The following is a 15,747-nucleotide window of genomic DNA, read 5'->3' as shown; positions in this document are numbered from 1 at the left end:
GGCGGCCCGCCGCGCCTGCCAGGATGGCATCGAAAAGAATTGCCGCTGACGATGGCATGCGGATAACGGGAGGAACTCGATGGCATCTGGTGAAGCCGGCCTGGTCCGGCGCACCATCTGGCTGCTGCGCGCGGTGGCCGCCCACCCCGAGGGCGTCGGCCTCAGCGAGGTCGCGCGCGAGGCGGGCATTCCGAAGGCGACCTGCTACCGGGTGCTGACCGTGCTGGAGCGGGAGAGCTGGCTGACCCTCGACCCGGTGACGCGGCGCTACCGCGTCTCCCTCGGCCTGCTGTCCATCGTGGGCGGCCTGCTCGACGGCGGCGGCGCCTATGGCCACATGCGTGACGTCCTGCGCGGCCTGGCGGAGGAGACCCGGGAGACGGCGGGCTTCGACGTCCTGCTCGCCCCGAAGGTGATGGTCGTGGCCCAGGTGCCGGGACCCTCGCTCATCGGCCAGACCCTCAAGCCCGTGCCGCGGACGCAGCCCGTGTGGGCCACGTCCACCGGCAAGGTGCTGCTGGCCGCGCTCGACCCGGCCGAGGTCCGCGCCGACTTCGCCGAGGAGTTCGCCGCGTCCGCGCCGCCGGAGGTCGGCGACCTGGACTCGTTCATGGGCTCGCTGGCGGCGGTCCGCGCCCGCGGGTTCGCGTTCGCCTACGACGAGCTCGAGGTCGGCGCGGCCTCCGTGGCCGCGCCGGTGCGGATCCGGGGCACCACGCCGTACGCGGTCTGGATCGGCGGCCCCACCTACCGGCTCACCCGCGAACGGATCGACGAGGTGGCGGAGTCGGTCATGAAGGCCGCCCGGCAACTCAGCGAGCTGCTCAGCAATACCGACATCGAGCTGCCCAGTGGGCTAGGCCGGCTGTAACGCCGGCGATGGACCGGACCGGGGACGACCGGCCGGTGGAGGAGGAAGCAATGGCCTCATTTGACGAGGCGCTGGCCGCGGCGACGGCGGCGGCCGGCCGGGTGCCGAAGGGCCTGTACATCGACGGCGAGTGGCGGGCGGCCCAGGGCGGCAAGGCTCTGGCGGTCGAGGACCCGGCGACCGGCTCGGTGATCGCGGAGGTCGCCGACGCATCCGTCGCCGACGCGCTCGACGCCCTGGCCGCCGCCGACCGGGCCCAGCACGCCTGGGCCGCCACGGCACCGCGCGAGCGCGGAGAGGTGCTGCGCCGGGCGTTCGAGCTGATGGTCGAGCGCCGCGACGACCTGGCCGGGCTGATGACCCTGGAGATGGGTAAGGCCTTCGCCGAGTCGCAGGCCGAGGTCGGCTACGCGGCGGAGTTCTTCCGCTGGTTCGCCGAGGAGGCCGTCCGCATCGACGGCGGCTACCTGCCGGCCCCGGCCGGTGGCTCCCGGGTGCTGCTCATGCGCCAGCCGGTCGGCCCGTGCCTGCTCATCACCCCGTGGAACTTCCCGATGGCGATGGGCACCCGCAAGATCGGCCCCGCGCTCGCGGCCGGCTGCACGGTCGTGGTGAAGCCGGCCAAGCAGACCCCGCTGTCGATGCTGGCGCTGGTGTCGATCCTCGAGGAGGCCGGCGTCCCGCGGGGCGTGGTCAACGTGTTCACCACGGCCCGCTCGGGCGAGGCCAGCTCGGCGCTGCTGGACGACCCGCGGTTGCGCAAGGTGTCGTTCACCGGGTCGACCGAGGTGGGCCGGACCCTGCTGGGCCAGGCCGCCCGGCGGGTGCTGCGCACGTCCATGGAGCTCGGTGGCAACGCGCCGTTCCTGGTCTTCGACGACGCCGATCTCGACCTCGCCATCGAGGGGGCCGTCCAGGCCAAGATGCGCAATGTCGGCGAGGCCTGTACCGCCGCCAACCGCTTCTATGTCCAGCGCTCCGTCGCGGAGCGGTTCGTCAGCGGCCTGGCCGAGCGCCTGGGCCGCCTGCGCGTCGGCCACGGGCTCGACCCGGCGACCGAGGTGGGTCCGCTCATCGACGGCAACGCCGTGAAGTCGGTCGGTGAGCTGGTCTGCGACGCGACCGCGGCCGGCGCCCGGGTCGTGACCGGGGGAGCGGCAGTCGGCGGCGACGGCTACTTCTTCGCCCCGACGGTCCTGGCCGACGTGCCCGGCGACGCCCGGACGGTCCGCGAGGAGATCTTCGGCCCGGTGGCCCCGATCGTGGTCTTCGACGCCGAGGACGAGGCGGTCGGCCTGGCCAACGCCTCCGAGTACGGCCTCGCCTCCTACGTCTTCACCGAGAACCTGGGCCGCGGCCTGCGCGTCAGCGAACGCCTCGAGAGCGGCATGGTCGGTCTCAACCAGGGCGTCATCTCCAACCCGGCGGCGCCGTTCGGCGGGGTGAAGCAGTCCGGCCTCGGCCGCGAGGGCGGCCGGGTCGGCATCGACGAGTACCTGAACATCAAGTACACGGCCGTCCGGGCGAACTGGTGACCGGCTTCGTCCTGGCCGGCGTGCAGTGGGAACCGGTCCTCGGTGATGTCGAGGGCAACCTCGCGGCCTCGTCGGCCTGGATCCGGCGGGCCGCGGCCGAGGGGGCCCGGCTCGTCGTCCTGCCCGAGGCGTCCTCAGCCGGCTACGTGTTCGAGGACCGGGCGGAGGCGGCGAAGTACGCGGAGCCGATACCCGACGGCCCCACGAGCACCGGCTGGGCCGCGCTCGCGGCGGAGCTGGGGATCTGGATCGTCGGCGGCCTGACCGAGCTCGACGGGGACCGGGTCTACAACTCCGCGGTGGTGCTCGGGCCGGACGGCCACCTGGGCACGTACCGCAAGGCCCACCTGTGGAACGACGAGAAACGCATCTACGACCCGAACACGGCCGGCTTCCCGGTGTTCGACACCCCGCTGGGGCGCATCGGCGTCGGTATCTGTTACGACGCCTGGTTCCCCGAGATGTTCCGCAGCGCGGCCGTACAAGGTGCGGATCTTCTCGTGCTGCCGTCGAACTGGGTGCCCGTGCCCGGGCAGCCCGACACCGGGCCGGCGATGGCGCACCTGATGTGCATGACGGGCGCACACAGCAACCAGTTCTTCGTCGCCGGCATCAGTCGGATCGGCGTCGAGCGCGGGCAGGAGTTCGTCGGGCGGTCCGTGCTCGTGGGCCCTGACGGCTGGCCGTTGGCCGAGCCCGCGAGCCGCGACCGCGAAGAGCTGGTGCTGGCCGAGGTCGACCTCATCGGCACCCGTCGGCAGCGCCGGGAGAACCCGTTCAACCAGCCTCTGGCTGACCGGCGCACCGACCTCTACTCGAGCTGAGCCTCGAGTCCTCACGGCTCTTGACAGCCCCCCGCAGTGTCTACAGTATTTGAACCGACGGTTCGTTCAATGAACCACAGAGGAGTAATCGTGATCAGGGTCCGGAAGATCGTTCGCCACCTCGAGGAGACCTGGCTCGAGAACGGTCAGGACGTGCAGCCCCGCCACCGCGTCGCGTTCGTCGGGGTCGTCATCGAGAACCCCTACCCCAGCGAGTACGTGCAGGATCTGGTGACCCTCGCCGACGAGCTGGGCGAGGAGATCGGCAGCCTCATCGGCCCGGCCTGCGTCGAGCTGCTGGGCGACGAGGTCGAGGCCTTCGGCAAGGCGGCGCTCGTCGGCATCGACGGGGAGCTCGAGCACGGCTCGGCGCTCATTCACAACCTGCGGTTCGGCAACATGTTCCGCAACGCGGCCGGCGGCACCGAGCTGCTCCCGGCGGCCGAGAAGGTCGGGCTCACCGGCAGCCCGATCGACATCCCGCTCAAGCACAAGCTGGACTCGAAGACCCGCTCGCACCACCAGACGGTGACGCTGCAGGTCGCCGACGTCCCGCGGCCCCGCGAGATCTTCGTGATCGTCGCCGCGGCCAACGCCGGCCGCCCGCTCGCCCGCCTCGCCACCTTCGGCGCCGAGGTCAAGGCCGGCGCATGACCATCACCGAGCACCAGATCGACACCGGCGCCTGGACCGCGGAGCGCGTGAAGGCGGTCGACAAGGAGTACGTCATCCACTCCTGGTCGGTGCAGGGCTCGCTCGACCCGATCCCCGTCGCCGGCGGCTCGGGCTCGTGGTTCTGGGACTACGACGGCCGCAAGTACCTGGACTTCCAGTCGCAGCTCGTCAACCTGAACCTGGGCCACCAGCACCCCCGCCTCGTCGAGGCGATCCGCGCCCAGGCCGAGGAGCTGTGCTACATCGGCCCCGGCTTCGCGGAGCGCTCGCGGGCCGAGCTCGCCGAGATGATCGCGAACCTGACCCCCGGCGACCTGAAGATGAGCTTCTTCACCACCGGCGGCGCGGCGGCCAACGAGAACGCGGTGCGGCTCGCCCGCCACGTGACCGGCCGGCACAAGATCGTCGCGCGGTACCGCTCGTACCACGGCGCCACCGCCGGTGCGATGTCGCTCACCGGCGACCCGCGCCGGTGGGCCGCGGAGCCGGGCATCAGCGGCGTGGTGCGGATGCTCGACCCGTACACGTACCGCTGCCCGGCCGGGCACCCCGACCCGTGCCCGGTCTGCTCGGGCGGGCCGCACCTCGAGGAGCTCCTGCAGTACGAGAACCCCGAGACCGTCGCCGCCGTCATCGTCGAGCCGGTCACCGGGACCAACGGCCTGCTCTACCCGCCGGACGGGTACCTGCAGTCGCTGCGCGAGGTCTGCGACCGGTACGGCATCATCCTGATCTTCGACGAGGTCATGGCCGGCTTCGGCCGCACCGGCGAGTGGTTCGCCTGCAACCACTGGAACGTCACGCCCGACATCCTCATCACCGCCAAGGGCCTGAACTCGGGCTACGTCCCGCTCGGCGCGATGACGGTGAACGAGCGGATCTCCGAGTGGCTGCGGACGAACATGTTCTGGGGCGGCATGACCTACGCCGGTCACCCCCTCGCGTGCGCGTCCGGCGTGGCCTCGCTGCGGATCATGCAGGACGAGGGCGTCGTGGACAACTCGCGGGCGATGGGCGAGCGCCTCGGCGCCGGCCTGGCCCAGCTGGCCGAGCGGCACCCGAGCATCGGCGACATCCGCGGCCGCGGCCTCTTCTACGGCGTCGAGCTGGTGAAGAACCGCGCGACCAAGGATCCGCTCGTCCCGTTCAACGCCAAGGGACCCGCGGCCGCCCCGGTGGGCAAGCTGCTCAAGGCGGCGATGGAGCGGGGCGTGTACCTCACCGCCAACTTCAACGTCCTGCGCCTCACGCCGCCGCTGGTCATCAACGCCGCCGAGATCGACCTGGCGCTCGGCGTGCTCGACGAGGTCCTCGCCCTCGCCGACGAGCACTACCAGGGCTGAACTGGAGAGATTGCCATGGGATCGACACTGATTCGCGGCGGTACGGTCGTCAACGCCGACGCGGCCATCCGCGCCGACGTGCTCGTTCGCGACGGCCGGATCGTCGCGCTCGGTATCGGTTCGGACTGGACCGCCGACGAGGTGATCGACGCGACCGGCATGCTCGTCATCCCGGGCGGGATCGACGCGCACACGCACCTGGAGTACCCGATCGACGGGTTCACCACCAGGACGGCCGACGACTTCTACACCGGGACCGTCGCCGCCGCGCACGGCGGCACCACGACGATCCTGGACTTCGTCAAGAAGGAGCCGGACCGGTCGCTGTACGACACGTACCTGCGGCGCCGCGACGCGGCCCTGGAGCGCTCGGTCGTCGACTTCGGTCTGCACGCCATCGTCCCGCCCCGCGCCCAGCAGCCCGACGTGCTCGACGACCTGCGCCGCCTCGCCGGCGAGGGGGCGGCCAGCTGGAAGTTCTTCATGGCCTACCCGGGCACCCAGATGGTCGACGACGGCGAGCTGCTGGAGGGCTTCGACCTCGCCCGTGAGCTCGGCGTGCTGCCGATGGTGCATGCCGAGAACGGGCACATGGTGGCCCGCGAGACCCAGCTGCTCATCGACCGAGGGGACACGGCCGAGCACTTCCACGCGACCGCCCACGGCCACGACTCCGAGGCCGAGGCGGTGCACCGTGCGATCGTGCTCGCCGAGTCGGTCGGGGCGCCGCTGTACGTCGTGCACGTCTCCAGCGCCGCCGCGGCCGACGAGATCAGCCGGGCACGGGCCGACGGCCGCCGGGTGTGGGCGGAGACCTGCCCGCAGTACCTGCAGGTCGCCTACGAGGACTACGAGGGCCTCGGCGAGAAGGCCGCCGCCTACCTGTGCTCGCCGCCGATCCGCGAGCGCAGCAATCAGGAAGGCCTGTGGAAGGCGCTCGTCACCGGCGCGATGGCGACGGTCGCGACCGACCACGCGGGCTTCTGCCTGCACCAGCCCGACGACCTGCCCCCGCAGAAGCTGCGCAGCCCCGGCTATTTCCCCAAGGTGCCCAACGGGGTGCCCGGCATCGAGGACCGGCTCATGGTGCTCTGGGAAGGCGGCGTGGCGAGTGGGCGCTTCGACGCCTGCCGCTTCGTCGACCTGGTGTCGACCCGGCCGGCCAAGCTCTTCGGCCTGTTCCCCCGCAAGGGGATCGTCGCCGTCGGGGCCGACGCCGACCTGGTCGTGTGGGACCCCGCCGCCGACCACGTCATCACCACCGAGAACACCCACATGCGCACCGACTACAACCTCTACGACGGGATGCGGGTGACCGGCAGGCCGGTCCACGTCCTGTCCCGCGGCGACCACCTGGTCGACGCCGCCGGCTCCTTCTCCGGCGCCGCGGGCCGCGGAGTCTTCGCCGAGCGCGGCGCGCCGCACCTCTTCTGAACGGAGCGTTCTTCGCAATGAAAATTCCTCTTGGCATCCATGTCGGCGAGCGGCTCAGCCTCGAGCAGACCTACTGGCAGGCCGAGTTCGCCGACCAGAACGGCTTCGAGTCCGTCTGGGTCGCCGAGGGGCGCCTCGCCCGCGACGGCATCGTGCCCGCCGCGATCATCGCGAGCCGGACCCGCCACGTGAAGATCGGCACCGGCGTCGTCAACAACAAGAGCCGCAACGCCGCGCTCATGGCGGTCACCTTCAAGACCCTCGACGAGGTCGCGCCCGGCCGCGCGATCCTCGGCATCGGCGCCTGGTGGGAGCCCCTCGCGACCAAGGTCGGGCAGCCCCTCGTCAAGCCGATCGCGTCGATGCGCGAGTACATCACCGTCCTGCAGTCGTTCTTCCGCAACGAGCTCGTCGACTTCGAGGGCGACTTCGTGCAGATGCGCGGCGTGCGCTTCGACAGCATGTACCGCGAGAACAAGCCCGTCGACATCCCCATCTACATCGGCGCCGTGGGCCCGAAGATGCTCGAGCTGGCCGGGGAGATCAGCGACGGCGTGCACATGGACTTCCTGCTGCCGCCGTCATACCTCGTCGGCGCGAACGCCGCCATCGAGCGCGGCCTGGCCAAGCGCACCGACGGCAAGACGTCGATCGACCTCACTCAGATCGTCTCGTGCAGCATCAACGACGACGACCCGCAGGAGGCCATCGACGCCTGCAAGGCCTTCCTGACGCTGTACCTGTGCCAGCAGCCCCACATCGCCGAACACTGCGGCGTCGAGCGCGAGCTGGTCGACCGGCTCCAGGAGATCGCCGGCTGGCCCGCGACCCCCGAGGACATCAAGCGCGCGATGCAGCTCGTCCCCAACAGCCTGGTCCAGAACGTGACCGCCTGTGGCTCGACGGACGACGCGTTCGAGAAGCTCATGTCGTACCACGAGGCCGGCGTCCGCAGCCCGATCATCTCGACACTGGGCGACAAGGAGCAGACCCTCACCCGGCTCGCCCAGGCGGCCAAGGCATGAGCGTCACCACGATCGCCGTCATCGGCGGGACCGGCCCCCAGGGCCGCGGCCTTGCCTACCGCCTGGCTCGCGCCGGACACTCCATCGTGCTCGGCTCCCGAGACGCTTCGCGTGCCTCGGCGGCCGCGGTGGAGCTGGGGCATGAGCTCGAGATCGGCTCCGTGGAGTTGCGTCGGGTGGCCGGGAACGTCACCGGTGCGTCCAACCTCGACGCGGCCGCCTCCGCCCCCGTCGTGCTGCTCGCCGTGCCCTACGACGGACACACCGAGCTGGTGTCGTCGCTGGCCGCTGCCCTGGCCGGGAAAATCGTCATCAGCTGTGTCAACCCGCTGGGCTTCGACAAGCAGGGCCCGTTCGGCCTCGACGTCCCCGCGGGCAGCGCCGCCGAGGAGGCCGCGTCCCTGGCCGGCGGCGCCACGGTGGTGGGCGCGTTCCACCACCTCTCGGCCCCGCTGCTGCTCGACCAGGACGCGGACCTGAGCCACGAGGACGTCCTGGTGTGCGGCGACGACCGCGAGGCCAAGGAGCTCGTCATGGGCCTGGCCGCGGACGTGACCGGTGGCCGGGGCGTCGACGCGGGCCGGCTGCGGCTGGCCCGTCAGCTGGAACCGCTGACCGCCGTGCTCATCTCGGTGAACAAGCGGTACAAGACCCGCTCCGGGGTGTCCATCACCGGCCTGACCCAGGCCTCCCACGAGAGGGTCCCCGCGTGAAACTCGCCGCACTGCAACTGCAGGCCTCCAACGACCGCACGGAGACGATCGGCCGCGCCGCCGACCTGATCGACGACGCCGCCGGCCAGGGCACCCGGATCCTGCTGCTGCCGGAGCTCTTCGCCGTGCCGTTCGTCCAGCCGGAGCCGGACCTCGACTACTTCGAGCTGGCCGAGCGCCTCGACGGCCCCTCGAACCAGATGGCCGCCGAGCGCTCGCGGCAGCACGGCATGACGATCGTCTCGTCGATCTTCGAGGCCGCCGAGGTGCCGGGCGTGTACTACAACACGGCCTGCACCTACGTGGCCGGCGAGCTCAAGTCGGTGTACCGCAAGTCGCACCTGCCGTTCTCCAACGGTTTCCCGGAGAAGTTCTACTTCCAGCCCGGCGGCTCGGAGCCCGAAGTCGTCGACACCGGCGAAACCGGCGTCGGCACCATCATCTGCTACGAGCGCCACTTCCCGGAGCTCAGCCGGATCGTGGCCCTGCGCGGTGGCTCGGTGCTGTGCGTGCCGGTCGCCTCGGCCAGCGCCCCCATGCGCGAGGTCTTCCAGCTGGAACTGCGCGCGCACGCAGTGTTCAACGGCCTGTTCGTGATCTGCTCGAACCGGGTCGGCAAGGAAGGCGTCAAGGACTACTTCGGCCTCAGCGCCGTCTACGGCCCGGACGGCGACGTGCTGGCCGAGGCGGCGGACGGCGCCGACGGGCTGGCGGTCGCGGAGGTCGACCTGAGCCTGATCGACCGCACCCGGCGCAAGCGGCCGTTCCTGCGGGATCGGCGGCCCGAGCTGTACTCGCGCCTGACGAAGATGGGCCCGACAGCCTGACCCCAAGCCGGTGCGGCGCATGCGATGTCGTGCTCATTGCATGCGCCGTGCCGTTCCACCCACCCACCCCCGACCACGGCCGACCGATCCACCAGGACACCGCAGCGGCCTGGCTCGGAATCAGCCAAAGTCAGCCCTGCCCGACGCGCTGCCCGACGCGCTGTGCGCCGAGGTGGCCGAGCATGCCTGGCCGCGCGGGCCGCCGTGGCTGCCTTCGTGGCGCGCTGACCTGTTGGTTTGGTCGGCTTGGGCGGGTCGGCTAAGGCAGGTCGGCTTGGTTTAGGTCGGCGCTGGCTCGGTAGAGAGGGCTCAGCGGCGGCCTCGGGGGAGTGCGGATGTTGAAGGGCTTCAAGAACTTCCTGATGCAGGGCGACCTGATCATCATTGCTGTGGGTCTGGTGGTCGCGTTGGCCTTCAGCACTTTGATCAAGGCGTTCACCGACAGCGTCATCACGCCGTTGGTCAACGCACTGGCAGGCGGCGGCACGACGGGGAAGGGCATCGGCTGGACGGTGAACGGCCAGCGGATCGACCTCGGGGCCTTCATCGGCGCCCTGATCTACTTCATCATCTTCATGGCTGTCATCTACTACCTGATCGTGGTCCCGTACCGGGCGTACATGCAGAAGCGCGGCAGAACGGTGTTTGGGGACCCGCCTCCGACGAAGACCTGCCCGAGCTGCCGGATGGAGGACGTGCCGGCGGCCGCGGTCCGCTGCCCGCACTGCACCACGGACCTCGCCACGGCCTGACCTACCGGCGTGGTCGAGGTCGCGACGGTTGAGGAGATCGCCGGGTGGGGCGAGGATCTGCGAGCGCTGACCGATGGGTTGGAGTGGTTGTTCAACCGCCCGGAGCCGAGGGTGACGTTCGGGCTGATGGTGCGGGCGTTGCTGGCCGACGTGCCGAAGAAGAACTCGTGGGGGCTGGCAGAGCACGTCGGGTTGGCGACCCCGCAGCCGTTTGAGCACCTGCTGGGCGGTGCCCGGCGGGACGCCGACGCGTTGCGGGACGCGGTGCGGTCGCACGTCGTGCGGGGTTTGGCTGATCCGGGTGCGGCGTTGGTGCTCGACGACACGCAGGTGGTCAAGAAGGGAGTCAAGAGCGTCGGGGTGGCTCCGCAGCATTGCGGGCTGACCGGACAGACCGAGAACTGCCAGGTCATGGTGATGCTGTCGTACGCCTCGCTGCACGGGTACGCGTTCATCGACCGGGCGTTGTATCTGCCGGCCTCGTGGACCGACGACCCAGGGTGCTGTCGGGCCGCCGGAGTGCCTGCGCAGGTGGGGTTCGTCACCAAGCCGCACCAAGGGCTGGCGATGCCGAAGCGGGCTCTGGCCGACCCGGCGGTGGTGTTCTCCTGGTTCGCCGCCGACTCCGGCTACGGGCGCGACCCGGCGCTGCGCCGCTTCTGCCATGACCAGCAGGTGCCCTACGTGTTGGCGGTCCCGGTGGACCTGCCTCTGCTCGACGTGCGCGGGCAGCCGCTGCGCCCGGACGCGGTGCTGGCGTGCACACCGGCCACCGTGTGGCAGCGGCGGTCTTGCGGCGATGGCAGTACAGGAAAGCGTTCTACGACTGGCCGCGCATGCCGTGGTGGTCAAGGACCAGCCGCCGACCCGGCAATCTCCTCAACCGTCACGACCTCCATCACGCCGGCCATGATGATCGATCAGGCCAGTTCGGGGTGCGCTCCGTTTGGCTTTGCTGGGTCTGCTCGAGGAAATGGCAGACCAGTTGGAGCGGACCCCGACATTGGCAGAGTTCGCCGAGGTGTTCAGCCGGTCCGTGCCGGCCGAGGATGCCCGGATCGACATCGAACGCAGCCCGGCCGTGATCGTTGCGACCGCCGGAAACAAGCGTGTCAGCGGGGACACGGCCCAGGTCGACGACCTCGAGGACCATGTGTATGCAGCCGTCTCCAACGTGTTCAATGTGCTGGTCACGACTTGGCCGGGCTCCGATGCGCCCAAGTTGTCGGCGTTGCTCGTCGAGATTTCCGAGGTACTGCGGGAAATGCCGGCGCAGTCCGTCACCGGAGTCGGTCGCAACACGAGATTGAAGCTTCAAGGCCCGTCCGCACACCGTCGGCCCCAACCCGGCGACGTCGTCTCCATCCCTTCTGGAAAGGGCGGCTATCGTCTCGCGGTGGTGGTCGCCAGGAATCGCTTCGGGATCGCATACGGTTTATTCAAGGGGCGGCATGCGATTCCTCGGATTCCCGGCAATGACCACGCGATCTACCCCCTCCCGGTGTACTCCGACGATCGATCCGTGACGAATGGAACGTGGAAAATTCTGGGTACGCGGGAATCGCTGCTGCAGCGATTCCCGCGGGATCCGGTGATCTACCACTTCAAGGGTCCGGCGGAATCGCCGGACGGCACGCTCCGGGAGCTCTCCGAAGAAGAAGTCGTACTCACGGAACTGGCCAAAAGCTACTACAACCAGGCTTACATGAGCCATGTCCTCCAAGACGAGCTCGACCAGGGCCTTTGCAAGGTAGGGATTTGACTGGTTCGCCGGGTTGGGGATAGCCGCGCCCGTTGCGGCGGCCTCACGCGGCGAGCGTGGCCCCGTGGTGATCATGCAGTTGTCTACGCTGGATGATCAGAAGAAGGACCGCGCTCGTGGCGGCATCATCGCTGATTGATCGCCTCACCGTACGCACCCAGGGCGTGTCGATCGACCCCATGCAGACACGGGCGCTGCTGCAAGCGCTGGCCAGGGTGCCCGACCCACGCGATCCACGCGGTGTGATACACCCGCTGCCGAGCCTGCTCGCGGTCGCCGTCGCCGCCGTGCTGGCCAGTGCCCGCTCGGTCGCCGCGATCGGCGAGTGGGTCGCCGATGTACCAGCCGCGATCCTCGCCGCGTTGGGCGTGGTCCGTGACCCATTCACCGGCATCCACCGCGTGCCGGACGCCACCACGATCGGCCGGGTGCTGGCCAGTCTCGACAGTGACGCGTTCGACACTGCCGTCAGCCGGTGGCTGGTGGGCCTGCACACCCCACCCGCCGGCCAGCCGTCGCGGCGGCGTGCCTACGCCGCGGACGGCAAGACCCTGTGCGGGTCCGGCCCGGCCGGGTCACAGATCCACCTCCTCGCAGCGGTCGACCACCACACCGGGGCGGTGGTTGCGCAGACCGCGGTCGAGGGCAAGACCAACGAAATATCCAGGTTCGTGCCGCTGCTGGCCGGCCTCAACCTCGACGGTGCGGTGATCACTGCCGATGCACTGCACACTCAGCGCGAGCACGCCCGCTGGCTGGTCGAACAGCGTAACGCCGGCTACGTGTTCGTCGTGAAGAATAGTCAGCCGACCCTGTACCACCAGGTCAAACACCTGCCCTGGGGCAAGGTCCCAGTTTGCGACGAGGTCCACACCCGCGGCCACGGCCGCTACGACATCCGCCGTCTGCAGGTCCTCACCGTCGCTCCGTCGATCGGCCTGGAGTTCCCGTACGCCGTGCAGGCCATCCGCGTGCGCCGACGCCGCATGAACCTGACCACCGGCCACTGGTCGACCGTCACGGTCTACGCCGTCACCAACTTCACCGCCGGCCAGGCCACCCCAGCCGAACTGGCCGACTGGCTACGCGGGCACTGGACCATCGAAGTGCTCCACCACGTCCGTGACGTCACCTTCGCCGAAGACGCCAGCCAGATCCGAACCGGCAACGCCGCACGATCGATGGCCACCCTCCGCAACGCCGCGATCAGCGTGCTCCGCCTGACCGGGACGACCACGATCGCCCGAGCACTGCGCGCCAACGCCAGAGACCCCCGTCGCACGCTGCGCCTCCTCGGCCTACTGGCATAGCGCAAGTGGTCAAATACCTACCTTGCAGAGGCCCTGAGCAGCCCATCAGATCGGCCCGCAACCGCTGCACCCGCCCCGCGGCTGTCCTGACAGCCGCAGCCGCCTCGATCTTGTTGTCGTCACACACACATGATCCTCAGGGCAGCTGCACCCACATCAACGGCCCACAGCATCGACCTGGTCAGATACTGGTTCGCTAACAGTGCTATCACTGCCAGACGTCCTCCCAGTCCCATGCCCGAGCGGGGCCGCCATCTGCGTCCCGGCCGAACTGGTAGAGCCGCTCGTTGCCGGGCTGCTCGCGGAACAAGACGAACAGCCCCGCTTCAGGCAGCCGCTGGATCAGCATCTCGGCCTGGTGGTCCGCTCCCGCCTTCCGTAGTGCCGCTAGCAGGGCCGCCGCCGTCTGCTGGTTGCCAGGCGGCACCCGCATCCCAAGATCGCGCCCCAGCAGGGCGGCAACCTGGGTCTGCGCGTCACCCTCAGCCAGGATGTCCAATATCTGGGCGACGGACCTCGTGTCGTCCAGGGAGATCCGGCCGACAGCGCGACCCGCCAGCAGCCCGACCTGCTCTCGCGCTCCGGCATGCCAAAGCCCGTGCAGCACGGCCGCGATGCTGGAGGCGCCACCGAGCACGTCGTCCGGAGTATCGGCGGCAGCGCGGCCAGCCAGCCGCCTGACCTGCTCTCCCGCGCCCGCCTCATGGAGCTCAATGAGCAGGTCCCGCACCCCGAACGGGCGGTCGAGCCTGACCTGCCCGGCCGGGTCTCGCGACACCAACAAGGCGGCCGCGTCCGCTGCCCCGGCCTGCCGCAGTTCCCTGAGGAATTCCGCGACCGTGAACGGGTTGTCCACGCCGATCGCGGGGCTGGCCCTGGCTGCCAGCAGTTGCGCCTGGTCAAGCTCGCCGTTCTCGCGCAGTTCCACCAGCAAGCAGGTGACCTCAATCGGGTCATCGAGCCGGACGTCCGCGGTGGTGGGCATGGCAGGCGGGCTGGCCGCGTGCTCTTCCATGGCCTTCCGGTGCGCTTCGGCGAGGACCGCCGGCGGATCCACGCCTGTCCATGGGTCATCAAGGCTGGCAAGCTCAGCGCCGCGCTCCGCCAGCCGCCCGACCTGGTCTTCCTCGCCAGCCTCCCGGAGCGTGACGACCAGCTCCGCGACGCCGGGCGGGTCGTCGAGGCGAACGCCCGCGACAGCGCGCCCAGCCAGGTGCCGCGCCTCGTCGTCCGCGCCGGCCATGAGCAGTGCCCGCAGCAGGTACGCGTCGTGTGCCGGATCATCGACCGGGGCGCTCTCGGCGGCCCACCGGGCGGCGCGCGGGTCGCCGGGATGCACCAGGTGCCAGCACCGGACCAGGTCGGCGGCGGCTTTCGCGTCACCGGCCAACGCGGCGCGCCCATACAGCCGGGCGGCCTCGCGAAGCAGGCCGCGTGCCTCGATGCCAGTTCGGATCGCCCACAAGTCGGCCACGAGCGCCGAGTCTATTCAGAGGCCACGAGCCGTCCCCAAGACTCGGACCTAGTCCAACTCACCGTCCACGAGGCCAGGCGACTGCTCGCCAGCATCTCCGCAGGTCAACGCCGACAGGCCACTCCGCCCGCTGGCTCCCGCGACGATCACCACGGGGCGCGCTCGCCGCGTCAGGCCGCCGCAACGGGCGCGGCTATCCCCAACCCGGCGAACCGGTCAAATCCCTACCTTGCAAAGGCCCTGCGAGCTCGACACCGGCGTACTTCTCGATGATTGAGCCTTTCCCAACCTCATCCGTGCTGCTCTTCGGCATGTTGAAGGACGAGGATCGCGACGGTCAGCGCGGTGGCTTGCTGTGGGCGGCAGCGCAGTCCGCGGAGCGGGCGCCAGGTCTTGAGCGTGGCATTCGCTCGTTCGCCGATGCCGCGGATCTGGTTGTGGCTGCTGTTGCAGTCTCGCATCCGTGCCGGTAGGTCGCGGCCGTAGTGCGGCACGCCGATCGCGCCGCCGGCGCCGCGGTATGCCTTGTCGGCCAGGGTCGCGACCGCGGCGCTGGTCAGTGCGGCGATGATGCCGTGGGTGCGGGCTGCGGTCAGGTCGTGGGGTCGCGCCGGGCAGTGCCGGTGACAGCCCAGACGAGCCGGCCGTGCGGATCGGCGATGACCTGCACGTTCACCCCGTGCCGCCTGTGCTTGCCGGGGGAGTGCTGCCGGTCCTTGTGCCCGCGGATGCGGTCGATCGCGATCAGCGTGCCGTCGAGGATGACGTAGGACAGCCGGCGGATGCGGTGCATCGCCTCGGTGAGGGGCGGTGCGGTGGCGGCGAGCAGGTCGACCGCTTCGCGGATGTGCCGCCAGGCGGTGGCGACACCGATGCCGGATCCGGCCGCGAGCTGGGCGTAGGTGTCACCGTTGCGCAGATGGGCCAGAGCGAGCAGGGCCTGCTGGCCCGGGTCGAGACGCCGCCACCGCGACCGCAGCGACCGTCGGTGGCTGCGGATCAGGCCGGTGTGGTGGTTGAGGCCGCGGCTGGACAACGAGATCGCCGACGGGTGGGACAGCATCGAGAGGCTCCACGGAAGGGCAACGTCCTTGGTCGATTGCTGTCTTACCGGGAGTGCATATTCATGTGTGCGAGCTCGTCGCGACGACTGGCGCGCGGCCGGTGCTGACCAGACCACCATTTCGCCCGGTGCCAGTGAG

At 70.1% G+C, this 15,747-nt stretch carries 13 protein-coding genes and 2 pseudogenes; 13 read left to right on the top strand and 2 right to left on the bottom strand.

Annotation, left to right across the window (positions count from 1 at the left end; translation table 11 throughout):
- Positions 1 to 79: 79 nt before the first annotated feature.
- The 13 genes and pseudogenes from ACQEVZ_RS07235 (at position 80) to ACQEVZ_RS07175 (ending at position 13,071) form a co-directional block, all read left to right on the top strand.
- Positions 80 to 871, top strand: coding sequence for an IclR family transcriptional regulator (locus tag ACQEVZ_RS07235; RefSeq protein WP_354893722.1), 792 nt, complete (start codon positions 80 to 82; stop codon positions 869 to 871).
- A 50-nt stretch (positions 872 to 921) separates the two neighbouring features.
- Entirely contained in the window at positions 922 to 2,406 is a 1,485-nt protein-coding gene (locus ACQEVZ_RS07230) for an NAD-dependent succinate-semialdehyde dehydrogenase (RefSeq protein WP_433362962.1), read from the top strand.
- Complete coding sequence (locus ACQEVZ_RS07225; protein ID WP_354893728.1) at positions 2,403 to 3,230, top strand: nitrilase family protein; 828 nt, start codon at positions 2,403 to 2,405, stop codon at positions 3,228 to 3,230. The genes ACQEVZ_RS07230 and ACQEVZ_RS07225 overlap by 4 nt, the downstream gene beginning before the upstream one ends.
- A 90-nt stretch (positions 3,231 to 3,320) precedes the next feature.
- The gene (locus ACQEVZ_RS07220; RefSeq protein WP_344513343.1) at positions 3,321 to 3,884 is read left to right on the top strand and encodes an amino acid synthesis family protein; all 564 of its coding nucleotides are present in this window, start codon (positions 3,321 to 3,323) and stop codon (positions 3,882 to 3,884) included.
- Complete coding sequence (locus tag ACQEVZ_RS07215; protein ID WP_433362958.1) at positions 3,881 to 5,248, top strand: aminotransferase class III-fold pyridoxal phosphate-dependent enzyme; 1,368 nt, start codon at positions 3,881 to 3,883, stop codon at positions 5,246 to 5,248. Before ACQEVZ_RS07220 ends, ACQEVZ_RS07215 begins: the two co-directional genes overlap by 4 nt.
- Positions 5,249 to 5,263: 15 nt before the next feature.
- On the top strand, positions 5,264 to 6,682 hold the full coding sequence (hydA, locus tag ACQEVZ_RS07210; RefSeq protein WP_433362955.1) for a dihydropyrimidinase: 1,419 nt from the start codon (positions 5,264 to 5,266) through the stop codon (positions 6,680 to 6,682).
- Positions 6,683 to 6,699: 17 nt separating this feature from the next.
- Positions 6,700 to 7,707: an LLM class flavin-dependent oxidoreductase gene (locus ACQEVZ_RS07205; RefSeq protein ID WP_344513336.1), complete on the top strand. Its 1,008-nt coding sequence runs from the start codon at positions 6,700 to 6,702 to the stop codon at positions 7,705 to 7,707.
- Positions 7,704 to 8,420 carry an NADPH-dependent F420 reductase gene (gene npdG, locus ACQEVZ_RS07200; protein ID WP_344513334.1) on the top strand — a complete coding sequence of 239 codons (717 nt, stop codon included), beginning with the start codon at positions 7,704 to 7,706 and terminating at the stop codon, positions 8,418 to 8,420. Before ACQEVZ_RS07205 ends, npdG begins: the two co-directional genes overlap by 4 nt.
- A complete protein-coding gene (locus tag ACQEVZ_RS07195; RefSeq protein ID WP_433362950.1) occupies positions 8,417 to 9,247 on the top strand; it encodes a carbon-nitrogen hydrolase family protein in 831 nt (276 codons plus the stop codon). The genes npdG and ACQEVZ_RS07195 overlap by 4 nt, the downstream gene beginning before the upstream one ends.
- Before the next feature lie 335 nt (positions 9,248 to 9,582).
- Entirely contained in the window at positions 9,583 to 9,999 is a 417-nt protein-coding gene (locus tag ACQEVZ_RS07190; protein ID WP_344514000.1) for an MscL family protein, read from the top strand.
- A gap of 9 nt (positions 10,000 to 10,008) precedes the next feature.
- Positions 10,009 to 10,842: pseudogene (locus tag ACQEVZ_RS07185) on the top strand (IS701 family transposase); the annotation flags it as partial.
- Positions 10,843 to 10,951: 109 nt separating this feature from the next.
- Entirely contained in the window at positions 10,952 to 11,761 is an 810-nt protein-coding gene (locus ACQEVZ_RS07180) for a hypothetical protein (RefSeq protein ID WP_433377286.1), read from the top strand.
- A 164-nt stretch (positions 11,762 to 11,925) separates the two neighbouring features.
- The gene (locus tag ACQEVZ_RS07175; RefSeq protein WP_433362946.1) at positions 11,926 to 13,071 is read left to right on the top strand and encodes an ISAs1 family transposase; all 1,146 of its coding nucleotides are present in this window, start codon (positions 11,926 to 11,928) and stop codon (positions 13,069 to 13,071) included.
- Between the two features lie 208 nt (positions 13,072 to 13,279).
- Here the strand turns inward: ACQEVZ_RS07175 and ACQEVZ_RS07170 are convergent, their stop codons facing one another.
- Positions 13,280 to 14,545 carry a hypothetical protein gene (locus ACQEVZ_RS07170; RefSeq protein ID WP_433362943.1) on the bottom strand — a complete coding sequence of 422 codons (1,266 nt, stop codon included), beginning with the start codon at positions 14,543 to 14,545 and terminating at the stop codon, positions 13,280 to 13,282.
- Positions 14,546 to 14,835: 290 nt separating this feature from the next.
- Positions 14,836 to 15,608, bottom strand: a pseudogene (locus ACQEVZ_RS07165) (transposase family protein).
- Positions 15,609 to 15,747 lie beyond the last annotated feature (139 nt).

Source organism: Dactylosporangium sp. CA-152071 (genome assembly GCF_050936335.1).
Lineage (GTDB): Bacteria > Actinomycetota > Actinomycetes > Mycobacteriales > Micromonosporaceae > Dactylosporangium > Dactylosporangium maewongense.
This window is presented reverse-complemented; position numbering and strand designations above follow the sequence as displayed.